Origin of the sequence: Streptomyces sp. AM 2-1-1 (assembly GCF_029167645.1) — a bacterium.
In the GTDB taxonomy this organism is placed as follows: domain Bacteria; phylum Actinomycetota; class Actinomycetes; order Streptomycetales; family Streptomycetaceae; genus Streptomyces.
Genome location: NZ_CP119147.1, coordinates 4,658,217 through 4,676,284, shown reverse-complemented (window position 1 = coordinate 4,676,284; position 18,068 = coordinate 4,658,217). Strand labels below are relative to the sequence as shown.

At 74.5% G+C, this 18,068-nt stretch carries 13 protein-coding genes, 2 tRNA genes and 1 pseudogene; 10 read left to right on the top strand and 6 right to left on the bottom strand.

What is annotated here, in order from left to right; all coding sequences use genetic code 11:
- Positions 1-73: 73 nt before the first annotated feature.
- The 7 genes from PZB77_RS20485 to PZB77_RS20455 all read left to right on the top strand — a co-directional run bounded on the left by PZB77_RS20485 (position 74) and on the right by PZB77_RS20455 (position 6,875).
- Complete coding sequence (locus tag PZB77_RS20485; RefSeq protein WP_275494065.1) at positions 74-1,039, top strand: phosphatase PAP2 family protein; 966 nt, start codon at positions 74-76, stop codon at positions 1,037-1,039.
- Entirely contained in the window at positions 924-2,198 is a 1,275-nt protein-coding gene (locus PZB77_RS20480; RefSeq protein WP_275494064.1) for a hypothetical protein, read from the top strand. Before PZB77_RS20485 ends, PZB77_RS20480 begins: the two co-directional genes overlap by 116 nt.
- Complete coding sequence (locus PZB77_RS20475) at positions 2,189-3,820, top strand: hypothetical protein (RefSeq protein ID WP_275494063.1); 1,632 nt, start codon at positions 2,189-2,191, stop codon at positions 3,818-3,820. Before PZB77_RS20480 ends, PZB77_RS20475 begins: the two co-directional genes overlap by 10 nt.
- Positions 3,817-5,163 (top strand): AAA domain-containing protein, encoded by a 1,347-nt coding sequence (locus tag PZB77_RS20470; protein ID WP_275494062.1) that lies wholly within the window; start codon positions 3,817-3,819, stop codon positions 5,161-5,163. Before PZB77_RS20475 ends, PZB77_RS20470 begins: the two co-directional genes overlap by 4 nt.
- Positions 5,164-5,600: 437 nt before the next feature.
- The gene (locus PZB77_RS20465; protein WP_275494061.1) at positions 5,601-5,942 is read left to right on the top strand and encodes a hypothetical protein; all 342 of its coding nucleotides are present in this window, start codon (positions 5,601-5,603) and stop codon (positions 5,940-5,942) included.
- Positions 5,943-6,130: 188 nt separating this feature from the next.
- Entirely contained in the window at positions 6,131-6,811 is a 681-nt protein-coding gene (locus PZB77_RS20460) for a bifunctional DNA primase/polymerase (RefSeq protein ID WP_275494060.1), read from the top strand.
- Positions 6,802-6,875, top strand: a tRNA-Lys gene (locus tag PZB77_RS20455). The genes PZB77_RS20460 and PZB77_RS20455 overlap by 10 nt, the downstream gene beginning before the upstream one ends.
- A 72-nt stretch (positions 6,876-6,947) precedes the next feature.
- Here PZB77_RS20455 and PZB77_RS20450 read toward each other — a convergent pair.
- Entirely contained in the window at positions 6,948-8,189 is a 1,242-nt protein-coding gene (locus tag PZB77_RS20450; RefSeq protein ID WP_275494059.1) for a M6 family metalloprotease domain-containing protein, read from the bottom strand.
- 527 nt (positions 8,190-8,716) lie between these two features.
- On the opposite strand from PZB77_RS20450, the gene PZB77_RS20445 reads away from it, so the two are divergent.
- Positions 8,717-10,582 (top strand): EAL domain-containing protein, encoded by a 1,866-nt coding sequence (locus tag PZB77_RS20445; RefSeq protein WP_275494058.1) that lies wholly within the window; start codon positions 8,717-8,719, stop codon positions 10,580-10,582.
- A gap of 43 nt (positions 10,583-10,625) precedes the next feature.
- Here the strand turns inward: PZB77_RS20445 and PZB77_RS20440 are convergent, their stop codons facing one another.
- Together PZB77_RS20440 and PZB77_RS20435 are read right to left on the bottom strand one after the other, a co-directional pair.
- Positions 10,626-11,768, bottom strand: a complete 1,143-nt coding sequence (locus PZB77_RS20440; protein WP_275494057.1) for an LLM class flavin-dependent oxidoreductase — start codon at positions 11,766-11,768, stop codon at positions 10,626-10,628.
- Between the two features lie 134 nt (positions 11,769-11,902).
- The gene (locus PZB77_RS20435) at positions 11,903-12,667 is read right to left on the bottom strand and encodes a decarboxylase (protein WP_275494056.1); all 765 of its coding nucleotides are present in this window, start codon (positions 12,665-12,667) and stop codon (positions 11,903-11,905) included.
- 479 nt (positions 12,668-13,146) lie between these two features.
- On the opposite strand from PZB77_RS20435, the gene PZB77_RS20430 reads away from it, so the two are divergent.
- A complete protein-coding gene (locus PZB77_RS20430) occupies positions 13,147-13,905 on the top strand; it encodes an IclR family transcriptional regulator C-terminal domain-containing protein (protein WP_275494055.1) in 759 nt (252 codons plus the stop codon).
- Positions 13,906-14,037: 132 nt separating this feature from the next.
- A tRNA-Lys gene (locus tag PZB77_RS20425) sits at positions 14,038-14,111 on the top strand.
- 251 nt (positions 14,112-14,362) lie between these two features.
- On the opposite strand, the gene PZB77_RS20420 is transcribed toward PZB77_RS20425, so the two are convergent.
- The 3 genes and pseudogenes from PZB77_RS20420 to PZB77_RS20410 all read right to left on the bottom strand — a co-directional run bounded on the left by PZB77_RS20420 (position 14,363) and on the right by PZB77_RS20410 (position 17,919).
- A complete protein-coding gene (locus tag PZB77_RS20420; RefSeq protein WP_275494054.1) occupies positions 14,363-14,953 on the bottom strand; it encodes a lytic polysaccharide monooxygenase auxiliary activity family 9 protein in 591 nt (196 codons plus the stop codon).
- A 172-nt stretch (positions 14,954-15,125) separates the two neighbouring features.
- Positions 15,126-16,103, bottom strand: a pseudogene (locus PZB77_RS20415) (SPFH domain-containing protein); the annotation flags it as partial.
- A gap of 514 nt (positions 16,104-16,617) precedes the next feature.
- Positions 16,618-17,919 carry a peptidoglycan-binding protein gene (locus PZB77_RS20410; RefSeq protein WP_275494053.1) on the bottom strand — a complete coding sequence of 434 codons (1,302 nt, stop codon included), beginning with the start codon at positions 17,917-17,919 and terminating at the stop codon, positions 16,618-16,620.
- Positions 17,920-18,068: the final 149 nt, after the last annotated feature.

Here is an 18,068-nt window from a genome sequence, read left to right as displayed (position 1 = left end):
GGGAAATCGTGACCGTCCAGGCCGTACGGTTGAACGCCCGCCGTCGGACGCTTGAACAGGGGAGAGCCACCGGATGCCGCACGCCACCCCCGCACGCGCCCGCGGGCCCAGGCCCCGTTGGTGGACGGAGCTGCCGCTCATAGCGGGGGTGTACGGGCTCTACTCGCTCGGCCGGCTGCTGGTGCGCGGCGACATATCCACCGCCGTCGACCACGGCCTCGCGATACTCCGGCTGGAGAAATCGCTCCACCTCAACTTCGAACACCCGCTCAACCGGCTGCTGACCGCGCACTCCTCGCTGGGCATACCCGCCGACTTCGCGTACGCCTCCCTGCACTACCTCGTCACCCCGGCGCTGCTCCTGTGGATGTACCGGCGCCGCGCCGACGCCTACCGCACGGTCCGCACCTGGCTGCTGACCTCCACCCTGATCGGTCTGATCGGCTTCACGCTGCTGCCGACCTGTCCGCCCCGGCTCCTCGACGCCCGGCACGGGTTCGTCGACACCATGGCCCAGTACAGCTCCTACGGGTGGTGGGGCGCGGAGGCGAGCGCCCCGCGCGGGCTCGGCGGCATGACCAACCAGTACGCGGCGATGCCGAGCCTCCACGTGGGGTGGGCGCTCTGGTGCGGGGTGCTGCTCTGGCGGTACGGACGGCATCCGCTGCTCCGCGTGCTCGGCGTCCTCTACCCGCTGACGATCGTCTTCGTCGTCATGGGCACCGCCAACCACTACTTCCTCGACGCGGTGGCGGGCGCCGCCGTGATGGGAGCGGGCGCCCTGCTGACCCGCCCGGTGCGGCGCGCCGCCGCGGCCGTCACGGCCCGGCTGCGGGAGTCCGTCCCCCGGCGGAGCGCCCCGGGAACCACCGTCGGACCGACGGGCTCCCCGATTGTCGGTGGGGGATGCGAGACTTCGGCGGGTGAGCGATTCCCCGGCCGGCGGACCCCCTCCGCACATCCCAGCGTCGCGCCCGAAGCCTCCGGCTCCCCCGGCCGGACGGCCGCGGGCGACAGCGCTCCGGCAGCGGCTCGCTGAGCTGCGCGGACCGACCGTCGTCCCGCATCCGCTGGACGCCCGCGCGCTGGCCGCCCTCGCCGCCAACCCGGGCTGCAAGCGGCGGGCGCTGCTCGACGGCGCCGGTGTCGACAAGACCGTGCTGGCCACCGCGCTCGGCTCCCCCTCGGGGTACGGCCAGTCGCAGTTCGCCTTCATGCGGGGCAACGCCTTCGAGGCGCGGGTCAAGGCGGACGGCGGCACCGAGCTGCTGCGCCTGCTGCACGAGAGTCTCGGCGAGGGCGGCGAACCGCCGCGGGGCGCCCGGGTCCCCGACCTGTCGGCGGCCGGACCCGAGGGCCGGACGGCCCGCACCGCGCTGGCGCTGCGCGAGGCGACCGCGGCCGGCGGCTGGAGCCTCCTCGACCACCCCATGCTGGCGCTGGAGGTGGCGGGTTCGCCCGCCTATCTGGAACCCGACGCGGTGGTGGTGCACCCCGACGGCCGGTGGACGGTCATCGAGATCAAGTCGTTCCCCATGATCGACGGGTCGGCGGACGCGGCGAAGGTCGGCGCCGCCGCCCGGCAGTCGGCGGTCTACGTCCTCGCCCTGGAGGGGGTCGCCGCCCGCACCGAGGGCGCCGAGGTGGCCCACGACGTCCTCCTCGTCTGCCCCCGGGACTTCTCCAACCTCCCCACCGGCTCCGTGGTGGACGTGCGCAAGCAGCGCGCGGTGACCCGCCGCCAGCTGACCCGGCTCACCCGTATCGAGGAGATCGCGGAGCTGCTCCCCGAGGGCACCACCTTCGACCCGGGGTGCTCGGCCGAGGAGCTGACCGCCGCCGTGGAGGCGGTGCCCGCGGCGTACGCCCCCGAGTGCCTGGCCGCCTGCGAGCTGGCGTTCCACTGCCGGGCGAAGGCCCGGGCCGAGGGCGCGGTGCAGGCCCTGGGACGCGGGGTGCGCGGCGAGCTCGGCGGGCTGACGACGGTCCGCGCGGTGCTGGACGCGGCGGCCGGCAAGGACGGTGACCCGGCGGACCCGGCCGTCGCCGCGCTGCGCCGCGCGGCGGCCCTGCGCGCCGAGGCGCTGGAGGGCGCCCCGGCTCCGGTCAGGGCGGCGGGCGACGGCTCGGCGGTGCGCGGGGGCCCGGTGGCCGGGGACGGCACGGCGGTACGGGAGGGCACGGCTCCATGTCACTGATCAGCACCCTGGCCCGGCTGGAGGCGGTGGACAGCGGGCGGGCCCAGCCGCTCGCGACCGTCCGCCACCGGCACCTGACCGACCGGCCGCTCGTCCTGGTGCCGCTCACCACGTCCGGCGAGGCGGGCGCCCCGCTGGGCGCGCTGGTGGGGACCGACCGCCAGGCGCCCCGGCTCCTCACGGTGGCGCAGCCGCGCGACCGCGACCTGCGGTTCGCGTTCCTGGCGGAGCTGGCCGAGCTGGTGCTGCCGCACATCGAGGCGTACGCGGACGTGGTGGAGGCCGTCGAGCGGAACGAGACCGACCCGGAGACCGGCAAGAAGGCCAAGGTCGAGGTCGAACTCTGCGTGGACGCGGCGCAGTTGATCGTGCCGAGCAGGGCGGGTGTCGATCTGGTGCGGCTGCTGGGGCGGTCGATGCGGTTCCGCCGCACCGCCGAGGACGATCCGGACACCCCGTATCCGGCGCCGCCCCGGGTGCCGCTGCTCGGGCGCTGGCTGACGCACTACGCCGAGCGGGCCCGGGTGCCGGGTTCCTCGTTGCTGCTGGCCACCACCGATCTGCTCAACCGCCACTGGGCGACGGGGCAGAGCAGTGTGGAGGACCAGCACCTGGGGGCGCTGCTCGCCTGGATCGATCCGCCGGACGGCGCGTCGGGCGCCGAGGCCGCGCTCCGGGCGGAGCTGGACCGGGACCGGGACGGTCAGCTGGTCTGCCCGCCCGCCGGTCCGGCCACGGACCCGGCGTTCGACAACCGGCTGCTGGCGCCCGCGATCGAGCGGTACGACCGGGCCCGCACCGCGCTGGCGGCGGCCGAGGACGGGCTGCGGGCCGATGAGCGGCTCGGCGACCTGCACGCCGCCGAGCGCGAGATCCGCAAGGTGCTGGCCGGGGTGCTGCTGCCGACCTGGGACGCGGTGTGGCGCGGGATCGACCGGCTGCGGGAGCTGCCGGAGGCGCCCCGGGCGGAGGAGCGGTGGACCCGCGACCGCTGGTCGTTCACCGGCCACCGGGACAAGGTGCGCTCGGGCGAGCCGCCGCAGCCCCGCCGGGACGACGCGGTGACGGCGGCCCGGAAGCTGGCCTCCCGTGAGACGGCGCAGGCGCAGCTGGACGCCCAGGAGGCGCTGGACGATCCCCTGGTGCTGGCCGGCCGGCGGCTGAACGGTGAGGCGTTCGTCGGCGAGGTGACCGGGGTGGAGATGGCGTACACCGAGTCGAAGCGCCCCTCTCCGCGCCCGCTCGTCACCGTCCGTACGGCCGAGCGCCCGCAGGTGGGCGAGCGGACGAAGGTCTACCGCTCGCTGGACGGCAGGCCGCAGTCGGCGGAGTTCGTGGTGTACGCCCCGGGATCCGGGGCCGGTGAGGGCGCCGAGACACCGGACGACGGTTCGGACCTGCTGCTGGTGCTGCGCGTCCTGGACCGGATGGGGCGTGGCAGGGAGCCCGCCCCCGGGTCGGTGCCGGAGCCGGGCGAGCGCACGGTGTGGACGCTGTTCGAGCACGACCAGCGCGGTGGGCCGGCGCTGCCGGACGCGGAGGAGACCCCGTGGACGCACGGCGGCCCGCCGGGCGCGACCGCAGAACAGCCCGACGCCGTGACCCCGGAGGACCTGCTGTGACCGACGTACGCACCGCGCACCTCGATCCGGGCGTGGCGGCGGCGCGCGCCACCGACGCGATCCTCCACGACACCCTGCACGGTGATGCGCGGGGTGTCGTGGTGAACTCCCCGCCGGGCGCGGGCAAGTCGACGCTGGTCGTCCGCGCCGCCCTCGAACTCGCCGCCGCCGGACGCCCCTTGATGGTGATCGCGCAGACCAACGCCCAGGTCGACGACCTGGTGGTGCGCCTCGCCGAGAAGGAGCCGGAGCTGCCGGTCGGGCGGCTGCACAGCAGTGACTCCGACCCGTACGACAAGGTGCTGGACGGCCTGGAGAACGTCCGCAAGTCCGCGAAGGCGGCGGACCTGGCCGGGCTCGACGTGGTCGTGTCGACGGCCGCGAAGTGGGCGCACGTGAAGAACGTGGAGCCGTGGGACCACGCGATCGTCGACGAGGCGTACCAGATGCGGTCGGACGCGCTGCTCGCCGTGGCCGGTCTCTTCCGGCGGGCCCTCTTCGTGGGGGACCCGGGCCAGTTGGACCCGTTCTCGATCGTCGGCGCGGACCAGTGGGCAGGGCTGAGCCACGACCCGTCGGCGAGCGCCGTCGCCGCGCTGCTGGCGCACAATCCGCGGCTGCCGCAGCACCGGCTGCCGGTCTCCTGGCGGCTGCCGGCCTCGGCGGCGCCGCTGGTCTCGGACGCGTTCTACCCGGACACCCCGTTCCGCAGCGGTACGGGCCACGGCGACCGGTCGCTGGGGTTCGCCACGGCGTCGGACGGCTCGGGGCCCGACCGGGTGCTGGACGTGGCGGCGGAGTCCGGCTGGGGTCTGCTGGAGCTGCCCGCCGGCCACACCCCGCGCACCGATCCGGAGGCGGTGCGCGCGGTGGCGCTGGTGGTCCGCAGGCTGCTGGACCGGGGCGCCACGGCGACCAGCGAGCGCGCGAGGGGACCGGTGCCGGTGTCGGCGGACCGGATCGCGGTCGGCACGGCCCACCGCGACCAGGCGGCGGCGGTGCGGGCGGCCCTCTCCGGGATGGGGGTCACGGGGGTCGCGGTGGACACCGCCAACCGGCTCCAGGGGCGGGAGTTCGACGTCACGGTGGTGCTGCACCCGCTCTCGGGGCGGCCGGACGCCACCGCGTTCCACCTGGAGACGGGCCGGCTCTGCGTCCTGGCCTCCCGCCACCGGCACGCCTGCGTGGTGGTGTGCCGGGCGGGCGTCGCCGATCTGCTGGACGCGCATCCCTCCACGGAACCGGTGCAGCTCGGCGTGGAGGTGAAGTTCCCGGACGGCTGGGAGGCCATGCAGTCCACCTGGGAGCACTGGTCGGACCACCGGGTGTCCTGGGCCGGTTGACGAGCCGGGGACGGGCCGAGAAGCACGGAGGGAAGCGCACACCCGGCACCGACGACGCGGACCCGGACACGGCCGGGCGCCGCGCGCCGCGCGTCCTGCCGAGCGCCTCCGGCGGGCGGTGGCGCGCGGAGCCGCCCGCCGCGAAGGTGCACCGGACCGATCCTCCGCACACTTCCGGACGGTGTTTTCCGGCCGGTCGGCCCGGACAGACTTGTTCGGGGCCACCTCCGCGTACCGCAAAACGACGGTTCCGGCGGGCAGGGGGCTTCGGAGCCGGATCCCGGCGCACGGGCATGTCCGGGTGCCGGTTTTCGTTCGGTGTCACGGACACGTTCACCACCCCGGAGGCGGGTGGCCGAGTGCTCCGGAACACCGCGCCCGCGCAGGGCGGAACAATGGAGGGTGGCCGTCCGGCCGTCCCGAGGGAGGAAACGCACATGGCAGAAGCCGACCGGAACGCACAGCCGAGGCTGCGCCCCGCCCCACTGCTCTTCGAGCCCGCGCAGGCGGCGGCCGACCCCGAGCACTTCTTCCAGCTGGAGTCGATGGACGATCCGGCGGAGCTGCTCGCCCGTGCGACCGAACTGACCCATGCCTTCCGGGCGGCCACCGACCGGAGCATCGAGTTCCAGGCCGTGGCCGCGGCCCAGCTCGCCGATCCCCGCCGCTTCGACCGGCTCACACCCGCCGACGTCGCGGAGCGCGCGGAGTGGACCGAGGACTACGCGGAGAAGATGATCGAGTTCGGCCGGTCCCTGCTGAAGTCGCCCCGCACCTGACCCCGGCGCCCCACCGCGGGCGGGACGCCCGCTCCGCGGGTGGTCCCGGGGGCCTCCGCCCCCGGCACGGTCACTCCGCGTGCAGCTCCTGGCATATGCCCGCGGGCAAGATACCCGGCATGGCGGCCTCCTGTCCGGCGTTCGGCGACTCTCGGCGTCGATCCCGTCACGCGCGGTAGACCTGTCCCATGACCGCATGGCTGGAAGACGAAACGTCCCTGCAGACCCGCGACCCGCGCTCCGGCGTCGGTACCCTGCCCCATCTGCGGAGTCAGGCCGCCCATCAGCCCGCCGAGGTCACCCCCGCCGGGGCGCTCTGGCTCGCCGGCGCCACCGCGAACCCGCGCGCCACGCTCGCCCGCTGGCAGCGGAGCCCCGCCTCCCCCGGCGTCCTGCCCTGCGGCACCGCGTTCGACGTGGTGAGCGTCCCGGCGCTGTTCGGACGGCGGATGCTGGAGCGGCTCTGGGCGCAGGGACCGGGCTCCGGTCCGGTCGCCACCCATCGCGGCCGGACCCTGCTCTTCGCGGCCCCCGGCACCGCCCAGCGGCTCCCCTCGCTGCTCGCCTGGGAGGAGTGGGGTACGGGCGGCGCCCGCCCCGGGCGGACGGCGCACGCGCTGCCTCCGGTGCTCTGCCACGGCACCGGCGACGCGGTGACCGTACCGCCGCTGACCTGCGACCCCACCGCGTCGGGTCCGCAGTGGGTGGTCGCCCCCGACACCCGCACCCCCTGGCTGCCGGGGCCGGACGTACTGCGCTGGGCCTGTGTGCGGGCAGCCCGGAGCGCGGTCCTCCCCCCGTCGGATTACTCGATTTTTCCTCCTGCGGATCCGGGTGCTAATGTCTACGACGTCAGCAGGCGCCGCTAGCTCAGTTGGTTAGAGCAGCTGACTCTTAATCAGCGGGTCCGGGGTTCGAGTCCCTGGCGGCGCACCGACGGAAGAAGCCCCCCGCGCGAGCGGGGGGCTTCTTCGTGTTCCGGTGCGGCCCGGCGGCCGGCCCGGTTCAGGTGCCGGTGGTGACGCGTACGGTCCAGGAGCCGGACGGGGTGCGGTCGGCGACCTCGATCCGGATCCGCTCCCCCGGCACGCTGTACGTCTCGCCGACCGACAGCGGGGCGTCCGCCAGGGGCGGGTAGACCGAGCGGTCCCAGCAGGCCTCCGTCTCCGGGTGGGCGTCCACCACCTCCACGGGTCCGCCGCCGGAGGCCGTGCCGCTGCGCACCCGGTAGATCAGCACGCCCTGGGTGCAGGTCGAGCGGTCGTTCCCGGTGGCGCCCCGGGCCTCGACGGCGAGCGCGCTGTCCTCGCCCGTCCGGACGACGGCGAGCCGGGTGCCCATGGTGCCGCCGGGGACCGGGGCGGCGGCGACCGGTTCCAGGGTGACGTCGGCGCTGCCCTGGACGCAGACGACCTGCCGGTCGCCGAGCCAGCCGAGCTTCCACTTGTGCCAGCCGAAGAGGTCCGGGGCCAGCCCGAACTGGCTGCCCATGACGTCCCAGTCGCCCACGTGGGTGTCCCAGTCGCCCTTGCCGTCGGTGGGGCGGTGGTAGAGGTCGGCGAGGTCGAAGACGTGCCCGGTCTCGTGGGCGAGGACGTTGCGGTCGGGCGGGTGCTGTTCGAAGACGGTGACCACGCGCCTGATGTCGGTGCGGTCCGCGCGGATCGGCCGGTCGAAGTTGACGACCTTGGTGGCGTCGGAGTCGACGCCGGGCGCGTCCGGGTCGGCGACCAGGTAGACGACGTCGTACGCGGAGAAGTCGACGCCAGGGTCGGCGGCCTCGATCGCGTCGCGCAGGTAGGCGGTCCGGCGCCCGGAGTCCCAGTCCCTCTCTATGCCGTACCAGGTGGACGGGTGGGGCATCCGCACCCAATGCTGCTGCGGGTGCGCGCCCAGGGTGAACCTGCCGTAGCTGGCCCGTTCGAAGAACGCGGCCGTGGAGGGGAAGTAGTCGGCGGTGAGCACGCCCGGGGGGACGAGGGGGTCGGCGTCCGGGAAGGACAGGAAGATCATGACCGCGTCGAGGTGCCGGACGGGGCGCGGGTAGGCGCCGTTCCAGCTGTCGAGCCCCAGCGAGTGGTGGGCGGGGGTCCGGGGCAGCGCGCACGGTTTCACGCCCCCGGAGGCGGCTGCGGCCGGCCCCGCCACCAGCGACATGGCGGCCAGCGCCATGAGCGCGGTCAGCGCCGCCGCGAGTTGGCGCGGACTCGGCTTCTCCACGCCCCCGGGTCCGTGCTGACGCGGCACATCTACCTCCGGGTGGGAATGCGGAACGCCTCGTCCCACCCTGTGCCGGATCACCGTGCCCCGCCCGCTGGGCTGCCCCACACGGGTCAGCGCCCGCCGACCGGTCCCGTCCGCCGCGACGCCCCGTCCCGCACGGTTCCGCCGGGCTCCTCCGGCGCCTCGCCCGATCACTTCGGTGGGGCGCCGGGTTCACGTAACGTCACCTACGATCATTCCTCTCCCGGACTGCGACAGCGGGGCGTCGCCCGGGAACGCAGTCGCACAGAAGGGAACAGCGCCGGGCAAAGCGGGAGACCGTGCGGAGCGGTGCCGGACCCCGGGGAAGGACGGCCGACGGGCCCGTACGCGCTCCCCGGAACGCCGACACGGGTGCCGCGCACGAGCGGCCGGGCTGGATGCTCCGACGCCGTACCCTCTATGCTTCCTCACGTTTTCCCGCGTGGTTCGCGCCACTGGCCGGGGCGTCCCACCCGGTGGCCCCTGGGGCCACCACCTGTTCACGACAATCTGCACAGCGGGAGCGAGCGGTGAGCGGAACCTCCGAAGGGCACGGGCTCCCGGCAGGCACGTCCTCCGGCGCGGCTCCACCGCCGGACACGGAGAGTCACACCAGTCACACCTCCGGGCCCGATCTCTCCGACTACCGGGCCGCCTTCCGCAGTGCCACCCAGCCCATGGCGGTGGTGGACAGCGCGGGGGCGGTCGTGCACGCCAACGAGAGCCTCGCCCGGCTGACCGGCGTGGCGTCCGCCGCCCTCGCCGGGCGGCCCGCCGCAGGTCTCGTCGCCCTCACCCCCGACGACCACGCCTGGCGGTCCTACCGCGAGGTGCTGCGCGGCCGGCGCTCCCGGTTCCGCTGCACCCGCCGGCTCAAGCACCGGGACGGCCGTCCGCTCTGGGCGGAGATCACCGTGGTGCCGATGGCCGTCCCCTCCGCGGGGGGCGGCCCCGGCCGGGCCCTGCTGACCGTGGCCGACATCAGCGACCGGCACGAACTCCAGCAGCGGCTGCGCCACCTCCAGATGCACGACGCGGTGACCCGGCTGCCCAACCGGACGCTCTTCTTCGAGCGGCTCTCGGCCGTGCTGGACCTGTCGCCGTTCCAGGACAGCTCGCTGCTGCCCCGGCCCGGCCGGATCGGGCTCTGCTACCTGGACCTGGACGGTTTCAAGGCGGTCAACGACACCCTGGGGCACCGGGCCGGCGACCGGCTGCTCGCCGCCGTGGCCGGCCGGCTGAGCGACGTCGCGGCGCGCGACCCGCACCACCGCGACGGCAGCCATTTCGTGGCCCGGCTGGGGGGCGACGAGTTCGCCGTCCTGGTCGAGGAGTCGCAGGGCACCCAGCAGGTGCTCGACCTCGCGGAGGCGCTGCTGACGGCGGTGCAGCAGCCGTTCGACCTGGCCGGCCAGCGGCTCTCGGTCTCCGCCTCGATCGGCGTGGTGGAGCGTCCCTCGGCCGGCACTTCCCCCACCGGGCTGATGCAGGCCGCCGACACCACGCTCTACTGGGCGAAGGCGGACGGCAAGGCCCGCTGGACCCTCTTCGACCCGGAGCGCAACGCCCACCGGATGACCCGGCAGGCGCTCTCCTCGACGCTCCGTCCTGCCGTCGACCGGGGCGAGTTCACCCTGGAGTACCAGCCGTTGGTCGGCATGGCGGACGGGGTGGTGCGGGGCGTCGAAGCGCTGGTGCGCTGGAACCACCCGCAGTTCGGGGTGCTGGGGCCGAACCGTTTCGTCGCCATCGCCGAGGAGGACGGCTCGATCGTGCGGCTGGGCCGGTGGGTGCTGCGTACGGCCTGCCGCCAGGCCCGCCGCTGGCAGTTGGACCATCCGGACGGGCCGGCGCTCTTCGTGAGCGTCAACGTCGCGGTGCGGCAGGTCTGGGACTCGGACCTCGTCGCGGAGGTCGGGGACGTCCTCGCCGAGACGGGCCTCGATCCCGCGCTGCTGCAACTGGAGCTGACCGAGTCGGCCGTCATGGGTTCCGCCGGCCGGCCGCTGCGGGCCCTGCAGGCGCTGAGCGACATGGGCGTGCGGATCGCCATCGACGACTTCGGTACCGGCTACTCCAACCTCGCCTATCTGAGCCGGCTCCCCGTCTCCGTGCTCAAGCTGGACGGGTCGTTCGTGCGCGGCTTCCGGTACGACGACGGCGGCAGGCACCCGAGTCCGGCCGACGAGACGATCGTGGAGGCGCTGGTGGGGCTGGCGCACCGGCTGGGGCTGACCGTGACGGCCGAGTGCGTGGAGACGGCCGAGCAGGCCGAACGGCTGCGGCGGATCGGCTGCGACACCGGCCAGGGGTGGCTCTACTCGCGGGCGGTGGCGCCGGAGCGGATCGACGCACTGATCGAGGCCGGAGGCGTGGCCGCTCCCGGTGCCCCGTGAGTACGGGGCACCGGGAGGGCGGGCGGCTCAGCGGGCGGTCGGCTCAGAGGGTGGGCAGGCCGTACGCGTCCGCGATCAGCTCGTAGCTGCGCAGCCGGACCTCGCCGCCGTGTGCGTTGGCGGTGATCATCACCTCGTCCGCGCCGGTCCGCTTGGCCAGGTCGTCCAGGCCCGAACGGACCTGGTCGGGCGTGCCGTGGACGATGTTGCCCAGCCACTCGTCGACGAAGTCGCTCTCCAGCGGGCCGAAGGTGTACGCCTCGGCCTCCTCCGGGGTGGGCACCAGACCCGGACGGCCGGTGCGCAGCCGGAGCATGCTGAGTGCGCCGGTGAGCACCTGGGCGCGGGCCTCGCGCTCGGTGTCGGCGGCGAGGGCGGCCGCGCCGATCAGGGCGTACGGGGCGTCGAGCACGGCGGACGGCTCGAAGGAGTCCCGGTACAGCTCCAGGGCCGGAACGGTGTTGCGGGCCGAGAAGTGGTGGGCGAACGCGAACGGCAGACCGAGCACGCCCGCCAGCCGGGCGGAGAAGCCGGAGGAGCCGAGGAGCCAGATCGGCGGCCGGGCCGGGGACTGCACCCCGCCCTCCGAGGTGGCCTGCACCGGCCCGGGGACGGCGTGGATGCGCGCGTACGGGTGCCCGTCCGGGAAGTCGTCGTCCAGGAAGCGGGTCAGCTCCGCGAGCTGCTGCGGGAAGTCGTCCGCGCCCTCGTTCAGCCGCTCGCTGCGGCGAAGCGCGGCGGCCGTGGCACCGTCCGTACCGGGGGCGCGGCCGAGACCGAGGTCGACGCGGCCCGGGGCCATCGCCTCCAGGGTGCCGAACTGCTCGGCGATGACGAGCGGGGCGTGGTTGGGCAGCATCACGCCGCCCGAACCGAGCCGGATGCGGTCGGTGTGGGCGGCGAGGTGCGCCAGGATGACGGCGGGCGAGGACGAGGCGACGCCGGGCATGGAGTGGTGCTCGGCGACCCAGAAGCGGTGGAATCCCCGCCGTTCGGCCAGCTTCGCGATGTCCACGCTGGTGCGCAGCGCCTCGCTCGCCGTGCGTCCCTTGCCCACGGTCACCAGGTCGAGCACCGACAGGGGTACGGGTGCGGTGCCCCCTGCCACACCCCGGATGTCGTCGGCCCGGCCGCCGTCGGCCCCGTCGCCGTCGGTGCGGATCTCGTCGCCTCGGTTCTCGTCCACGTGTCGCTCTCCCGGTGCCCCTGGTCAGTCGTATGCGTATCGACCCGGTGCAACAGGAGGGCGGCTCCGGTTATTCCGGTGGCAGGGCTACGGCGCCCGCACCCCGGTCTCGGCGGGCCGGACGCCGGCCGGCGTCATTCGCGTACCTCCAGGCCGCGTGGCCCGACGGTGCCGAGCGGGGGTTCCCGGGTGGCGAAGAGGGCCCCGAGGGCGGGGGCCCAGACGTGGCGGTCGGTGAGCCGCAGCCCTTCCCAGACCGTGACCGGGTTGGCGGCGAGGACCGGCTTGCCGAGGAGTTCCTCCAACTCGGTGACGTGCGCGGCCGTGTGCAGGGCGGTGTCCGGCAGGAGGACCGCCTCCGCGTCCGGATGGTCGCCGGCGACGGCGAGTTCGCGGGTGAGGTCCAGGTCCCATCCGGCCACCTCGGCGCCGGTGATGATCCCGCTGCCCCGGGTGGCGACCACCTCGACGCCCCCGGCCGTCAGGAAGTCGCTGAAGAGCGCGGCCACGTCGTCCGGGTAGGTCGCGGCGACGGCGACCCGCCGCACCCCGAGCTCCCGTGCGGCGTGCACGAAGGCGAAGGAGGTGCTGGAGGCGGGCAGACCGGCGGAGCGCGCCAGAGCGGAGATCTGCGCCTGGGCGCCGTCCCAGCCGTGGACGAAGCTCCCTCCGGTGCAGGCCCAGACCAGCGAGTCGGCGCCGGCCAGGCGCAGCTCCTCCACCCCCGCGTCCAGCCGTTCGGCGGTGCCCAGCTCGCGCAGGGCCCGCACCTGGCGGACGTCGTCGCCGATCCCGGTGCGGAACAGGGGCAGTCTGATGTCGCTGTCCAGCGTGATCTCGATCCGCGGGAAGTCGTCCTCGGCGCATTCGCCCGGGTAGAGAAGTCCGACGGTCGTCATGTCCACCCTCTCTCTTCGCCCGGACCGGTGGTCCGGGGCAGGGGTGGGCCGTTCGCGGACGGTGCGACCGGCTCGCGGTCACCCCTGGCGCTTCTCACACTCTCGTCCCTTCCCAGTGTTCCCGACATCCGCCGTCCCACCCACCCGGGCCGTGGGGGCGCCCGCCGCCACCCCCGCGGGCCCTGTCCGGCGCCTCGGCGGAGGTCCTGATGTTCGACGGGGGACAGATGTCGGAATCGGGACGGCCGGGAGACGTCCTCCCGGCTCCAGGAGGATTCCAGCGGCATGTGGTCCGCACGGCACGGCCGTGACCTGGCCTTTGCCGTCACCGATCATGCCTTTGGCATATGCCGTACGGCTGCGTCCCAGACCAGAGCGGCCCGTAACCGCCAAGAAGTGGTCAACACCCCTGCCATGGGCACTTCTTGCCCACTATCGTGGACGCACAGCTTGCGGTCGGACCTTGGGCAGGGAGCACCGTGACATTGCGGCCGGAACCCACAGCACCGTTCTACGCGGTGCGGCACGCCTTCCGCGTGCTCGAAACGATCTCCCACCACGGCGACGGCGTGACCGAGACCCGGATCGCGCAGGAGACCGGGCTGCCGGCCGCCCGCCTGACCACCCTGCTGCTGACGCTGCGCCGCGAGGGGTACGTCGAGCAGATCGCGGACGGCGCGTACGTCGTCGGCGCCTCCCTGCTCCTGCTCGGATCGGGCCCCACCCGGCGCCTCGCCCTGGAGGACCGGCTCCAGCGCGTCCTGGCGCAGCTGCGGGACACGATCGGCGCGGCGGTCTACCTCAGCCGGTACGTCGACGGCGAGGTCACCGTCACGCAGGTGCTCGACGGTCCCCTCACCCCGGCGGTCAGCGAGTGGGTGGACTTCCGCTCGGCGGCACACGCCAGCGCGGTCGGCAAGTGCCTGCTGGCCCAGCTGGACCGGGACGGCCGCCGCGACCACATCGCCCGCCACCGCACGGCGCGGCTCACCTCGCGGACGATCACCGACGAGAAGGTGCTGCTGGCGACCTTGGACCACCACCCCGCGACGGTCCCGATGCTGGACCTCCAGGAGTACGCGGTGGGCACCGTCTGCGCGGCGGTGCCGCTGACGGCCGGCTCCTCGACGGGGTGCCTCGCGCTGTCGCTCCCGGTCGGCGACACCTACCGGCTGCGCGAGGCGGCCGAGGTGCTGAACCGGCAGGCGGCACCGGTGCTGCTCTCGCTGGCGCTCTGACACCCGCTCGCCGGCGGCGCGCGGCGCCGCACCGGGCTCCCGGACCACCCCGTGCGGGCGGGCCCGACCGCACCTCCGGCCCGGGGTGTCCGGAGCACCCGCACGGACCAGGTATTATTTTCGAGTCAGCAGGCGCCGCTAGCTCAGTTGGTTAGAGCAGCTGACTCTTAATCAGCGGGTCCGGGGTTCGAGTCCCTGGCGGCGCACGACACGACAGTGGGGCGGTCTCCGGCACCGGAGACCGCCCCACTGCGTCGTGCGTCCTGCGTCGTGCGTCCCGCACGGGGTTCTGGACCCGGCCGTCCCGCCCGAACGGCCGCGCTTCCTCGTCGGGGCATCGCGTCGGGCTGTCGCCCTTCGCGCCCCTCGTCCTCACGCCGGCACTAGCGGACCGGCGCTCCTGTCACCCGTACCGGTACGGGGGCCGTCGGACGCCCGCCCGCCACCGGTGCGGGGATCAGAACTTCACGTCCGAGCAGGAGTAGAAGGCGTTCGCGGTGTCCGCGACCGTCCACACCGCCAGGATGATGTGCCGTCCGGTCTTCCCGCTCGGGATGGTGCCCGCGTGGGTCAGCGTGGCCGGCGGCTGCTGCCTGTTGTACGGCACCGTCAGGAACGGCTGGGTGTCCAGGGCGGCCCGGGTGAGCGGCTTGGTGGGGTCCCAGCCCTGCTTGGTGATGTAGTACCGGAAGTCCGTCGTGGCGTGACGGGCGGTGAACTGCCAGCGGAAGTTGTACGACTGGCCGCCGGTGACCTGCGTGGCGGGCCAGGTGCCGCCGCGCGGGTCGTCGAGCTGCGCGAACTCGCCGTGCCCGGCGGCGCAGATCTTTCCGTCCGCGGGTCCGGCGCTCGGGAACCCCTTCAGGCCCTCGACGCTCTGCGGCTCCCACTGGATGTTGCCGCAGTTGCTGACCGTGCCGTTGGCGCAGAGCTTCTGACGGCTGATGGGAGAGTCGGTGTAGCCGTGGCTGCTGGCGCTGCTGGTGGCGAGCGCCGAAGCGCCCAGAATCGCCAGGCCGACCACGGCCGCGCTGGTCCTCTTACGCATGCTTCGCTCCTTGGGGACATGGAACTGCTCGGTGAGCACTGCTCGTGAAGCGCGCGGTCGTGCGGTCTAGACCAACTCCCACAGTATTGACGTGCCATGAACAAGTCCAGACCAACGCGAGGTGACATTCCGTTTCGTCGCACTGCGCTGCCGCACGGCCGCCAGGGGTCCCTCAGGTCCCGTCGGTACCGCTCCGGCCGGTGTAGAAGGCCACCGTCAAGTCGCGCACCAGCGACTTGCGTTCGTAGTCGTCGAGGGCGACGAGGCCCCGCGCGGTGAGCCGGCTGACGGTGTCGTCGACCGCGTCGACGACGGAGGTCAGGACGCTGTCGCGGTGCCGGGCGTCGAGCGCGGCGACCCGGCGGCGCTGCATGGCCGCCGCCACCTCGGGGGCGTACTCGATCCTGGTCGGCTGGGCCGCGTACACCTCCACCCCGACCGGCTCGCAGTCCGCCTTCAGCATCCGGGTCAGCGCGTCCCCGACCGCCTCGGCGTCGCGCAGCGTGGGGGCGTCCTCGTGGAAGGCGTCGGCGGGCAGCTGCGAGAGGACCCGGGCCATCGCCGCCTCGACCTGTTCCCGCAGGTACGTCTCGTGGTCCTCGACCCCCAGGACCGCCCGGAGGGTGTCCTCGACCCGCCAGACGACGAGGACGGTCACGCGCAGCGCCGTACCGTTCGCGTCCACCGCGGGCATCGGTTCGCTCCGCCAGTGCCGCAACCGCACGTCGGTGCGGCGTCGGAGCAGCAGCGGGGAGACCCAGAAGAGCCCGGTACGCCGGACACTCCCCCGGTAGTCGCCGAAGAGCGTCAGGACCAGCGCGTACCCGACCCGGCCGCGCCCGAGGCCGCCGAACGCGAAGAGGACCACGGCCCCGAGCACGGTGAGCGCGGCCCGGAAACCGATGCCGAGCCCCTGGTACGGGCGGGGCCCGACGCCGAGCCGGGTCTGCGGCCCTTCCGGCAGCGCGCCCGCCCACCAGAGGGCCACCAGCCCGGCGGCGCAGCCGGCGATCCCCGTGAGCACGGCCACCCAGCCGGGCAGAGCCGGTCCGGGGCGCTCCCGCAGGCGGGGATCGGCGGCGGGCGCGGGCCGGGTCGGCGGTCGCACCCGCGGCGGGCGCGGAACGGGCGGCTGCCGCACCCCGGCACCGGTACGCGCCGCCGGCAGCGTGTGCCGGGCCACCGCGACGGGCAGCGAGGCGACCGTGGCGGTCCGGTGCGGATCACCGCCGTCGGTAGCCCCGCCGTCGGTAGCTCCGCCGTCGGCCGTCCCGCCGTCGGTCCCCCCGCCGGCGCGGCCACCGGGAGCGCTGCTCGCCGGTACCGAGACCGTGGCCGACACCGTACGCATCGAGGAGGCCGCCCCGTCGGTGTGCGCGAGGTCCAGCACCACGTCCAGGAAGGGCCCCCCGGTGTCCGGCGGCCGTTCCCCCCGCGGGTCCCCGCCCGGGTCGCCCCCGTCACCCGTGCCGGCGCCGGGTCCCGGAAGAGGGCCCCGGTGCCCGTCCTGCCCGCCCGCACCCGTACCGCCACCCGGCCCCCGGCCCGCCCGAGCGCCGTCCGTCTCGTCTCCGTACACGCGCCACCGTTCCCTTTCCGCGCTCCGGAGGTCCGGAGCCGCCGATCCACCGTGCCGCCGGAGCGCCGGGCGGCACCCGGGTCCCTCAGGAGAAGAGCCGCCGCCAGGTGTCCGGACCCGGATAGCCGTCCGCCACGCCTCCGCGCCAGCCCTGGGCCCGCTGGAACGCCTCCACGTTGCGCCGGTCAGCCTCGGTCCAGCGGCGGCCCGGCCCCGAGGCGTAGTGGCGCCCGTAGCCCTTCCTCACCAACTGCTCGCCGAGCCGCTCGACATGGGCGTTGGACTGACCCGGCTTGAAATAGCCCCGTCCGGGGAACGCGGGGACGGCGCGCGGACCGTCTCCGGCCGTGGTCGGCGGGATGCTCCGGCCGGCGCCCTGGACCAGCCGTCGCCAGGTGTCCGGACCGGGGAGGCCGTCCGCGTGGGCGCCCTTCCATCCCTGGGCCCGCTGGAACGCCCGGGTCGCCCGCCGGTCGGCGTCGCTCCAGACCGGCCCGGGCCCCTGCGCGTAGAAACGTCCGCCGCCCCGGGCGACCAGCATGTCGCCGAGCCGCGTGACATGGGCGTTGTCGGCCCCCGGTCCGAACGCGGCGGCGCCGGGGAACGCTTCGGGCGAGCCGCCGCCGGACTCGTCGGTGAGCCCGTTGTAGCGGTAGGCCGTGTACTGGTCGGAGTGGCTCCAGTACGCGAGCGGGGTGGGCTTCTTCCGGGTGGCCGGGGGCGTCTGCTCGTACGCCATGTACTGGCTGTGCGCACCGTTGGTCCAGCCGCCGAAGATCGTGACGTGCGAGCCCTTGGCGGGGTCGGCCGGGTTGTGGAAGAGGAGGATGTCGCCCGGCTCCAGCTCGGCGCGCGCGATCGGCGTCCCGTACGCGGAGAGGCTGCCGGTCCACTCGTTGCCGCCGAGGTCCCAGGCCATCGAGACGTAGCCGGAGCAGTCCTGGCGGTAGCCGTCCGACCAGTACTCCTCCATGGTGTACGGCACCTTCGCGGCCACCCACGTCTTGGCCCGGGCGATGATCTCGCGACGGGTGGTGGTCCGCGGGGCCGGCGGTGCGTCCGCGGTGAGCGGCCGGGCGGACCCGGCGTCCCCGAGCGGGCCGGGCCGCCCCTGCGGGGTCCCGGGCGCGGGGCCGGCGAGGTCGTCCGCACGGACGGGCCCGGCGACGTGTCCGGCCGGCGTGGCCGCTCCGGCGGCACCGGCGGAGAGGACCACCCCGGCCGCCGTGGCCAGCACCAGTGCGCGGCGCGCTCCGTGCGCGGCGGGATGCCCGCCCAGGCGGGGCGGCAGGGTGCGGGCCGCCGCCGCGCGCCGCTGGAGGGCGCAGCCGGCACAGCCGCAGTCCGTGGCGGGTTCGTACTCCTCGAAGACCGGGCCGGTGGCCATGGCGTTCCCTCCGCACTCGTCAAGATTTTTGAGGCCTGTCCGCACCGTGTGCCGACGTCGCAACTCCCACGGAAAATCACATGGTGACGGATCAAAGGGAGAAAACGACTGGCCGACAGGAGGTGGCGCCGTGGAAATTGGTCGGGAGC

Coding starts and splice junctions, on each gene's coding strand:
- PZB77_RS20485 (WP_275494065.1), top strand. CDS start 74: ATGCCGCACGCCACCCCCGCACGCGCCCGCGGGCCCAGGCCCCGTTGG.
- PZB77_RS20475 (WP_275494063.1), top strand. CDS start 2,189: ATGTCACTGATCAGCACCCTGGCCCGGCTGGAGGCGGTGGACAGCGGG.
- PZB77_RS20465 (WP_275494061.1), top strand. CDS start 5,601: ATGGCAGAAGCCGACCGGAACGCACAGCCGAGGCTGCGCCCCGCCCCA.
- PZB77_RS20460 (WP_275494060.1), top strand. CDS start 6,131: ATGACCGCATGGCTGGAAGACGAAACGTCCCTGCAGACCCGCGACCCG.
- PZB77_RS20435 (WP_275494056.1), bottom strand. CDS start 12,667: ATGACGACCGTCGGACTTCTCTACCCGGGCGAATGCGCCGAGGACGAC.
- PZB77_RS20420 (WP_275494054.1), bottom strand. CDS start 14,953: ATGCGTAAGAGGACCAGCGCGGCCGTGGTCGGCCTGGCGATTCTGGGC.
- PZB77_RS20410 (WP_275494053.1), bottom strand. CDS start 17,919: ATGGCCACCGGCCCGGTCTTCGAGGAGTACGAACCCGCCACGGACTGC.